At 36.7% G+C, this 9,240-nt stretch carries 9 protein-coding genes and 2 pseudogenes; 7 read left to right on the top strand and 4 right to left on the bottom strand.

Annotated elements, in window-relative coordinates:
• Positions 1 to 639: hypothetical protein (locus tag DB42_RS08045; RefSeq protein WP_044882527.1), on the bottom strand; the 639-nt coding region annotated here is incomplete at its 3' end.
• 293 nt (positions 640 to 932) lie between these two features.
• On the opposite strand from DB42_RS08045, the gene DB42_RS11335 reads away from it, so the two are divergent.
• From DB42_RS11335 to DB42_RS10600, 7 genes are all read left to right on the top strand, one after another.
• The gene (locus DB42_RS11335; protein ID WP_155117479.1) at positions 933 to 1,091 is read left to right on the top strand and encodes a hypothetical protein; all 159 of its coding nucleotides are present in this window, start codon (positions 933 to 935) and stop codon (positions 1,089 to 1,091) included.
• Positions 1,060 to 1,329, top strand: a complete 270-nt coding sequence (locus tag DB42_RS08040) for a hypothetical protein (RefSeq protein WP_162180772.1) — start codon at positions 1,060 to 1,062, stop codon at positions 1,327 to 1,329. Before DB42_RS11335 ends, DB42_RS08040 begins: the two co-directional genes overlap by 32 nt.
• Before the next feature lie 307 nt (positions 1,330 to 1,636).
• Positions 1,637 to 1,795, top strand: a complete 159-nt coding sequence (locus DB42_RS11330; RefSeq protein ID WP_155117478.1) for a hypothetical protein — start codon at positions 1,637 to 1,639, stop codon at positions 1,793 to 1,795.
• Positions 1,788 to 1,982, top strand: a complete 195-nt coding sequence (locus tag DB42_RS08035) for a hypothetical protein (protein ID WP_044882525.1) — start codon at positions 1,788 to 1,790, stop codon at positions 1,980 to 1,982. Before DB42_RS11330 ends, DB42_RS08035 begins: the two co-directional genes overlap by 8 nt.
• A gap of 24 nt (positions 1,983 to 2,006) precedes the next feature.
• A complete protein-coding gene (locus DB42_RS08030; RefSeq protein WP_044882524.1) occupies positions 2,007 to 2,366 on the top strand; it encodes a transposase in 360 nt (119 codons plus the stop codon).
• Between the two features lie 254 nt (positions 2,367 to 2,620).
• Positions 2,621 to 6,196, top strand: a complete 3,576-nt coding sequence (locus DB42_RS10605; RefSeq protein WP_052436082.1) for a tetratricopeptide repeat protein — start codon at positions 2,621 to 2,623, stop codon at positions 6,194 to 6,196.
• Positions 6,159 to 6,524 carry a tetratricopeptide repeat protein gene (locus tag DB42_RS10600; protein ID WP_052436081.1) on the top strand — a complete coding sequence of 122 codons (366 nt, stop codon included), beginning with the start codon at positions 6,159 to 6,161 and terminating at the stop codon, positions 6,522 to 6,524. The genes DB42_RS10605 and DB42_RS10600 overlap by 38 nt, the downstream gene beginning before the upstream one ends.
• 75 nt (positions 6,525 to 6,599) lie before the next feature.
• Here DB42_RS10600 and DB42_RS10965 read toward each other — a convergent pair.
• The 3 genes and pseudogenes from DB42_RS10965 to DB42_RS11615 form a co-directional block, all read right to left on the bottom strand.
• A pseudogene (locus DB42_RS10965) lies at positions 6,600 to 6,761 on the bottom strand (transposase); the annotation flags it as partial.
• A gap of 168 nt (positions 6,762 to 6,929) precedes the next feature.
• A complete protein-coding gene (locus DB42_RS08020; protein WP_162180771.1) occupies positions 6,930 to 8,555 on the bottom strand; it encodes an IS1634 family transposase in 1,626 nt (541 codons plus the stop codon).
• A 164-nt stretch (positions 8,556 to 8,719) separates the two neighbouring features.
• Positions 8,720 to 9,240: pseudogene (locus DB42_RS11615) on the bottom strand (IS5 family transposase); the annotation flags it as partial.

The raw sequence follows: 9,240 nt of genomic DNA, 5'->3' as shown, positions 1-9,240 counted from the left end.
ACGATTATTTTCAAATTGCTTTTTGGTTATAGAAATATCTAGAGGTTTTCCTTTGCAAGCCTTACTAAGCAAAATTTCGACTTTTGATAACTTTCCTTTAATACTTTCTTGTTCGTCTAAAGATGAATCATGTAAGGCATAATTATAAAACCCTGCGGCTTGAAGAAGCGTTTGAGGTGTTCCTTTTATTAGATGGATATCGCCTAGTTTTTCTATGCATACTCTTATCTGAAGAGGATCTTCTTCTTGGATAGCAAGTTTTAAAGTATGGGTGTAGTGCTCTTCGACTCTATCTACAGATAAAAAATTATGACTACTATCAATCGAAAAAGGATTTTTATTTAAATGGCTTGAAAGTTTGTCAAAATAGGATTGTAGTTTCTCGGGTTGATAAAGTTGCAAAAATTTGACGTTATTAGGCATGTGTTGTTTAAACCCTCGAGCACAACTTCTCGCATCAAGGATCTTTCTTAATTCGCCTTCAGTTAAACTGCTGAAAGAAATAAAAATTTTTTTGAAAATTTTTAAAGGTAGGGTAGCCAAGGGACTAGAAGGGTTAAAAGTATTATTTTTTGCTATAAGAAGAGAGTTAGTGTTAGTGGGTAATATGGTAGAGCTGTGCGTATTCTCTAAATTCATTCGCTTGTCCTTCTTTTAGGCTGGCTTACATTTCAAGGGGATAGAGAGTTGTTTATAATCCTATTACACCCTTACATTTTTAAGAAGGGCGAAAAAAAATTATTTTTCATTTTTTATATAAAAATAAAATTAAAAAGTTGATTTTTATATTTTTAAAATATAAAAGACTAAATAAGAGTGGCTTAAAAAAGATTGTTTGTTTTTAAGTAAGCGGCCATGGAGTTTATCAATTATTTTCTGATGAGTAGAACTAATTCTAGAGTTTATATTTACTTAATCATATGTTGAGTAGCATGCAACCTTCATACGAGCAGCTATTTAAAGAGAATGCAGAACTAAGGGCTGAAAATGCTCAGCTTCGAGCTGAAAATGTGCAGTTAAAAGCAGTGATAAATAGATTGGAAAAGATAATCAATAAGCTTGAAGCGCGCATTGCCCAGCTTGAGGCTTAAGCTTAATCAAAATTCCAAGAATAGCTCCAAGCAGCCATCCATTGATCATAAAGCTAATCGTCCAATTACTCCAAAAGTAGAAAATCGACCTTATCATCCTGGTGCTAGCCGTCAACTGCTACCTGCTAGTGCGGTTACCTTGCATGAGGTGCGTTGCCTAAAAGCTTGCCCACATTGCCACTCTGCTATGCATGCCACTGATAAGATTTTTTCCATGGCAGCAGATCGAGCTTCCTGAAATTAAACCTTTAATGCATCAAATAGATTTAGTAACGAGCAGATGCCCTTGCTGTCATCTAGAAACACGGCCTGAACTTAAAGAAAATGAGCAATTCTTGCTTGGTTTTAAGATTGGAAAGTTCTATTAATCTGCTGATGGGACAACACGCCTAAAGCCCCCAGGCCGTGCGCACCATGATTAGGGCTTTATTGCCTAACATAGCTTTAAGCCAGGCCTTATTTCTAAAGTTAAAGCTCGCACCGCTGCCTTACTTTTTTCGTCTTATGAGACACTCGTTAAAGCAGTTTTTACCACACAGCAGCCTTTGCATATAGATGAGACGAGTTGGCGCCATGCTGCCACTAACGAACATTTGCTAGTACTACGTGTAGGAAATGTGATTGCTTATGCATTAAGACCCCTATCAAAATGGCACTACTCTAAAGGCGCTAGTCGGTCAGCAGATTCATTGCTTAGTGAGTGATCGAGGTCTAGCTATTCATCAAATTAAGGTAAAGATCAAACAATATTGTTTAGCTCATCTACTCCCTAACATACAAGGGCAAGTAGAACAGCCCAATATATCTTTAGAAGATACCCAGCGTTTAGGAAACCTATATGATACCTTGCAAGAGCTTTTTAAAGATAAACATCCCATAGAAAAGGACTAATCAGCCAGTCTACTTGGCAGCAGTATGGGTATCTTAACTGGCGTTATATACAAGAAGAATTGCAAGAACTGGGGGTGCTGGAGTAGCACCAAGAAATTGCGGAAGTTTTGCCAAAAGCTTTTAAAGCAGATCAAACATTTCCATGCTTACTTGAAAGATCCTGCTATTCCTATGATCAATAATGCTGCCGAAGAATCTTTAAAAAATCTAGTCATTGTACGTAAGTTATGTCTAGATAACCAGTCTACCTATCGCAAAAGGTGGAGGGGAGCGCTGCATAGCTGTATCAAAACTCTTTATCGACAAGGAAAATCTATTCTAGATTTTCTAGTAGATGCTATCCATACCGCTCGTACCAAGCAACCCATACCTTCTGTTATATAAGAAATCTTTTATATCCCATGACCGCTTACATTTTTAAGCTCTATCCAGGATAAAAATAAACAATCTTTTTTAAGCATCTCTTACTTAGTCATTTATATTTTAAAAATATAAAAATTGCCTTTTTAATTTTACTTTTATATAAAAAATGAAAAATAATTTTTTTCACCCTTCTTAAAAATGTAAGGGTGTAATAGGATTATAAACAACTCTCTATCCCCTTGAAATGTAAACCAGCCTAAAAGAAGGACAAGCGAATGAATTTAGAGAATACGCACAGCTCTATCATATTACCCATCAACACTAACTCTCTTCTTATAGCAAAAAATAATACTTTTGACCCATCTAATCCTTTGGCAACTCTACCTTTAAAAATTTTCCAAAAAATTTTTCTTTCTTTTAATAATTTAAGTGAAGACGAATTAACAAAAATCCTTGATGTGAGAAGTTGTGCTCGAGTATTTAAACAGTATATGCCTAATAACGTCAAATTTTTGCAGCTCTATCAACCTAAAAGACTACAGTCCTACCTTGATAAGCTTTCAAGTCATTTAAATCAAACCCCTTTTTCGATTGATGGTAGTCATAATCTTTTATCGGCAGATAGGCTGGAAGAGAACTACACCCACGCTTTAAAACTTGCTATCCAAAAAGAAGATCCTGTTCAGACAAGATTATGTATAGAAAAACTAGGCGATATCTATCTAATAAAAGGAACGCAGCAAACACTCCTTCAAGCCGCAGGGCTTTATAATTATGCCTTACATGATTCACCTTTAGACCAACGAGAAAGTATTAAAGGAAAGTTATCAAAAGTTGAAGGCTCGCTCGTCGAGCTCTGCGAAGGAAAACCTTTAGATCTTTCTATAACTAGAAAGCAATTTGAGGACAATCGCGGAGAGTTAAAAAAGTTTAGGCAGGAAATAGAAGAGAAAATTCAACTTATCCGTCCAAACCCTTCACCAGAAGAAGTCAGAGAGCTTTACAGCGAGATTGCCTTGTGGATAAAAAATTTTTTTAAAAGCCTTGTAGATCAAGCTCAAGAGGTTTTAGAAGCTGCTCCCTGCGAATATGCAATGATAGGCTTTGGTTCTTTAGCGAGGGAAGAGATGACACCTTACTCAGATTTAGAGTTTGGCATCCTTATGCAAGAAGACACTTTTGGAAACAGAGATTATTTCAGACGTCTAACAACTCTTCTTCACTTAAAAGTGATTAACCTAGGCGAGACTATCCTACCTGCTTTAAATATTCCCTGCATAAAGGAGGCTAACTTTTTCGATAGCGTTACACCCAGAGGTTTTGCCTTTGATGGTGAAGGAGTGGAAGGAAAAGGCTGTAAAACTCCTTTTGGTAATCGCCAAACATTTGAGCTTATTCAAACTCCTGAAAAAATGGCGCAATATATTGGCAAAGATGAAAAAGGCCAGTGGTGGCATAAAAAAGAGCAGCATCTTCCCTTGGAGCTTTTAACCTTTACTCATATGCTAGGTAATCATGAATTAACTAAGCAATATAGTAATAAAATCCAAGAGCAACTAAAGATCTCGTATTCAGAAGGCTTTAATCTGCGCCAGTACTTAGCCAAACATCATTTGTTGAAAGCGGATATGATAACCTTTTATCCAGGCATGCACAACTTAGAAAGGCAAGGCATGCTTTTTAAAGTTAAAAATGATTTTTATCGCTTTCCTCATTTGGCTTTAGATCGCCTGGCTCTTCTTAAAAAAATAGTGGTCTCCGATACGTTCTCTAGAATTGAGCAATTAAAAAAGAAAGACATTCTAACAAATAATGCAGCAAAGAAATTAAACGAATGGATGAGCATAGCGCTACTTATGCGCCTTAAGACTTATTCTCATTATCAAGCTCAACAAGAGATGATGAACCCTCTGATTAAACCCTTTCGGTTTGATGATTCAAACCTTATTAAAAAACAGTTTGCTTTAGATGATGAAGCTCTGGAAAAGATAGAAAAAATTTACCAAATCTTTATTCCTTTCTATCAAACTGTGCAAAATTTTCTAGGAGGTCATGAAGAAAGCCTTAAATTATCAGATTTAGAGGATAACTCACTACAAACTCAAGGAGATATAGCTTTAAGGCTCCATCTACATCAAAAAGCCAAAGATTTATACAGCTCCGCGATCAAAAATAATCCAGAAAATTCAAGTGCACTACATGCTATGGGGCTTATTTACCAATCTCAAGGTAATTTAAAAAAGGCGTCTGATTACATCAAGAAAGCACTCGATATTGATATTAAGCTTTTAGGAGAAAAGCATCCCATCGTAGCAGCGATTTACAACAACCTAGGAACTATCTACCAAGATCAAGGAAATGTAGATAAGTCTATTATATATGCTCAAAAAGCATTCGAAATTGACCATAAATTTTTTGGAGAAATTCATATCACTACAGCAAGAGATTATAACAATCTGGGAACCCTCTACCATTTACAAGGGAATTTAGATCAGGCGGCCATATATACTCAGAAAGCTATCGATATCGACCGTAAGCTTTTTGGTGAAGATGTTCCTACGGTGGCAATGCAGTACAGTAATCTAGGACAGATTTATAAATCTCGAGGAAATTTAGAACAGGCCACCATATATACTCAAAAAGCACTTAGTATTACTCATAAGCTTTTTAGTGAATTTCATCCCATGGTAGCAATTTGCTATAATAACTTAGGATCAATTTGGCTTGAGCAAAAAGATTTAGTTCAGGCGGCTGATTACATGGAGAAAGCACTCGCCATAGACCTTAAGATTTTTGGTGAAAATCATCCTAAGGTGACAAGAAATTACAACAACCTAGCAATGGTTTACCAAGAGCAAAAAAATATAGAAAAGATAGAGAAGGCGGCTGATTACATCGAGAAAGCACTCGCCATAGATCTTAAAATTTTTGGTGAAAATCATCCCACCGTGGCAAAAAACTACACAAATTTGGCACTGATCAACCTAAAACAAGACAAGGCGAAACTGGCAGCTGAGCATTTTAAGAAAGCGCTTGCCATTGACCTTGAAATTTTCAGGGAAAATCATTCTAATGTAGCAAAAGATTACAACAATTTAGGAATGCTTTACGAAAGCCAAGGAAAATTGGTGAAGGCAGCTAAGTATGTCAAGAAAGCGCTAGCGATTGCCCTTAAAATTTTTGGTGAAAAGCATCCAGATGTGGCAAGTTACTACATTAATTTAGGAACGCTTTACAAAGAACAAGGAAAACTAGTGAAAGCAGCTAAGTGTACCAATCAAGCCTTAGACATTGACCGCGAGCTTTTTGGTGAAAATCATCCAAATGTGGCAAGAGATTATAATAAACTAGGAATAATTTATAGGAATCAAGAGAATTTAGAAAAAGCTATTGAGTGTGCCAAGAATGCCTTAACCATTAACTTTAAGATTTTTGGTGAAAATCATCCTGATGTGGCAAGGGATTACAACAATTTAGGAACAATCTACCAAGAACAAGGCAATTTGGTACAGGCGGCTGAATATACTAAGAAAGCCCTCACCATTGGCCTTAAGCTTTTTGGTGAAAATCATTCCAGCGTAGCTATAATTTACAACTCCTTGGCAAGCATTTATCAAAGACAAGGCAATCCAGATGAGGCGGCAGAGTTTATTCACAAAGCGCTTGCTATTAACCTTAAGCTTTTTGGCGAAAATCATCCTACGGTGGCAACCTCTTATAATAGTTTAGGTCAAATTTACAAAGAGCAAGGCAATTTAATACAGGCGGTAGAATATACTAACAAAGCCCTTGCCATTGGCCGTAAGCTTTTTGGTGAAAACCATCCTACTGTGGCAACCTCTTACAAATAATTTAGGCCAAATTTACCACAGTCAGGGCAAGTTAGTAAAGGCGGCTAAATATATTAAAAAAGCACTCGAAATTAATATTAGATGCTACGGCATAAATCATCCCACCGTTGCATTAGGTTATGATGACCTAGGGGCAATCTACCAAAAACAAGGAAATTTAGAGGAAGCGGCTAAGTTCATCAATCAAGCGCTCAAAATCAATATTAAGCTATGGGGTGATAAACATCTCAATATAGTGCTTCTTTACCGCAAGCTAGCACGAATATACAAAGCACAAGGAAATTTAAAAAAGGCAGCTGAATATACAAATAAAAGCGCGGGGCATTAAGCTTAAGCTATAGTGGAAAAATCACCCAGCTGGGGCTTTACATCCTTTGAAATATTTAAGAAGGTGTCCCGAAACCTATTCTCTCCTTAACATAAGCCTAGCCATTGAAGTGTAAATCATAGCTTGTGAAGTTGTAGGTAAATATTCATAATCCTTTGACAATCTCCGGCATTTGTTTATCCATGCTAAAGTTCTCTCTACTATCCACCTTTTTGGTAAAATACTAAATTCTCTTTGTAAAGGAATGTAAACGGCATTCCAGTTTTCATCATAGAAACGCATTCTGCTTGGTGGTCTTTTTACTACTTCAATTTCTTTACCATATTTTAGCCCATGGCTTTTAATCTCCCGGCTTTGACAGTTGTTTTATAACTAGATAATGGTTAAAGACTTACATTAAAAAATTCAGGCACAACATTGAGATTGAAACGTAGTATTTCTTTGAGTGGGTATTCCCAGCACCTGGAAAATTGCTTGAGCATCTTGGCAAAGAAGCGATTGCATGGCACCTTCTCTTTTTGTGGATCTATCCTCAAAAATGGTTGTGTGCACCTGAGCTAATGCATGCCTAATGCGATCGGGAGTAAGATAGACATTATTTTGGCGAAGCAATGACTCTAAAAATCTTTCGAGAAATAAGTTTATAAGACATAACAATAGATGGGCTTTTATTCGACGAGGAGCCCAATGAAAAATAGGGCGGGTTTTAAGCGTAGATTTAGCCACTCGGAATGCTTCTTCTACGTGCCACAGATCCTGGTAGCGAGCTAAAGCTTGCTCTACACTAATTTCTGCGCTATTGGACACGGCAATGCCATGAAAGCCATCCCATTTAGCATCTTCCTCGATTGCTTGCTCATTTAACATAAACAAAGCGTCTGCTTGTATATTCGCATATTTTTTATACTCTGCGTTATTGATTAGCTTTTTTATAGAGCCTTTGTCTGAGGAATTAGAAAGCTTTCTTTTTAATTTTTCAATTAACCGCTCTCTATCTTCTTTGTCTTTTTTAGCCCGTCTAGGGCTATAAGTGACGATTAGCAGGGTATCTGCATATTGAGGGTGGGGTAACGTGCGGAAAAGAACTCTATCTTCTTCTGCAATATTTGCTTGATTAGGTAAAGCTACATAATTCGATAGGTCGTTCACTTTTAATTTCTTGGGCATCGAGCGCAATTTGGTGGCTATTACAAAATGAAAGTTAGCATTCTGAAGTGCTTCTATGTTAAGCTTACTTGCCAAGCCACGATCACACACCACCGTGACATGATTGATGGAAAACCGTTCTCTTAGCTTATTTAAAACGGGAAGCATGGTTTTGGTTTCTGCTAGGTTTCCTTTAAAAATTTCATAGGCAACTGGTATTCCATGGACATTAACTACTAAAGCAAACACTATCTGCACCCTATGATATTTTTGATCTTTACTAAACCCAAAATCCCTGATGTCATCTTGTTGTACGCTCTCAAAGTAAAGAGTGGTTACGTTAAAGAAAAAGCAGTCTACTAAGCCTGAAATATTACAAGCTGTTTCAAAAGCCTGTTTTTGAATAGCTTCATCTAAAGAGGCGATAGCATCCATTGAGCGATAAAGATGCTGTAAATCAATTCCTTGAAAACCATGCTCTTCTTGGCGTTCATAAGTTCTTCGCTTACTGCTGGGTAAATCAAATCTTTGCACCAGCATGAACTTAATGCTTTCCTCTAGACTAAAATGTTGCTTTCGCCCAGCTGACTGGATGATCTTATTAAAACCTGTTAGGTCCATCAGTCGATCTAGAACTAATCCAAAACCATCATATATAGTTTTTTTATGTTTTAATTCTTTAACTTCTACTTTAGGATCAATTTCAAGGCCTTCTTTTTCTAATCGCTGAATAAGCTTATCCGCTAGATTTTTAAGTCGCTGTAAATCTTGTTGGTTTTTGATCACTCCTAAATGGGCGATCGTGCGCTGCTTTACCTTTTTGCCTTCCCTTACACCTTCAACAATTTGCAAAGTGGGGTATTTTGCTTTTTTAGATGTCTTCATTCTTACATACATGCACTGCTTTATATCAGCTTTTAATTAGAAGTTCAACAGTATTTCCATGCACAACATTATAAGTTAAAAGCTTTTGATTGTTAGACGCTTAAGTGTTTAGAATGTATGCAACTGTCAAAGTCGGGTGGCTAATATTAGACCTCTTTCGAAACTCACGTATTTAATTCCCAGTTATAGATTGCTGCAATCAAGTTGAAGCGAAGTGCAAATCTTTTACGTCTATTTCTGTAGCGATCGGCTATAATTTTAAATCGCTTAAGGAGGCCAATGACGTTTTCATTGGCAACTCTTTCTCTGGATAAACTTTGGTTTGTTCTTTTATCCTCTTGAGTTAAAGGCTTCTCCTTACTTTTTTTCTTAGGTCTTGGGTTTGGGCATGTAGCTTTGTTAATCCTTGATATCCTGAATCGGTTAGCACTCTTATTTGTGGATTGACTTTAAGCTGAGATTCTTTGAATAGCCTAAAATCATGCTTTTTGCCATTGCCAAATGTGGTGCAAATTACTTTTTTACTCTTCTTATCGACTACAACTTGGGTCTTTAGGGTATGTTTTTTCTTTTTCCCTGAATAATAGCGCTTTTGTTTTTTTTAGGGCGCTCAATAGGCGTTTCTGTAGCATCAATTAAAATAACCTCATATTCCGTATCGCTTTTCAAAAGCTCTTTACGCCCC

Source organism: Neochlamydia sp. EPS4, from assembly GCF_000813665.1.
Taxonomy (GTDB): Bacteria; Chlamydiota; Chlamydiia; order Chlamydiales; family Parachlamydiaceae; genus Neochlamydia.
This window is presented reverse-complemented; position numbering and strand designations above follow the sequence as displayed.

What these genes read in the sequence shown, in the direction of transcription:
- DB42_RS11335 (WP_155117479.1), top strand. Translation starts at nt 933, where the DNA reads ATGCAACCTTCATACGAGCAGCTATTTAAAGAGAATGCAGAACTAAGG.
- DB42_RS08030 (WP_044882524.1), top strand. Translation starts at nt 2,007, where the DNA reads ATGGGTATCTTAACTGGCGTTATATACAAGAAGAATTGCAAGAACTGG.
- DB42_RS10605 (WP_052436082.1), top strand. Translation starts at nt 2,621, where the DNA reads ATGAATTTAGAGAATACGCACAGCTCTATCATATTACCCATCAACACT.
- DB42_RS08020 (WP_162180771.1), bottom strand. Translation starts at nt 8,555, where the DNA reads ATGAAGACATCTAAAAAAGCAAAATACCCCACTTTGCAAATTGTTGAA.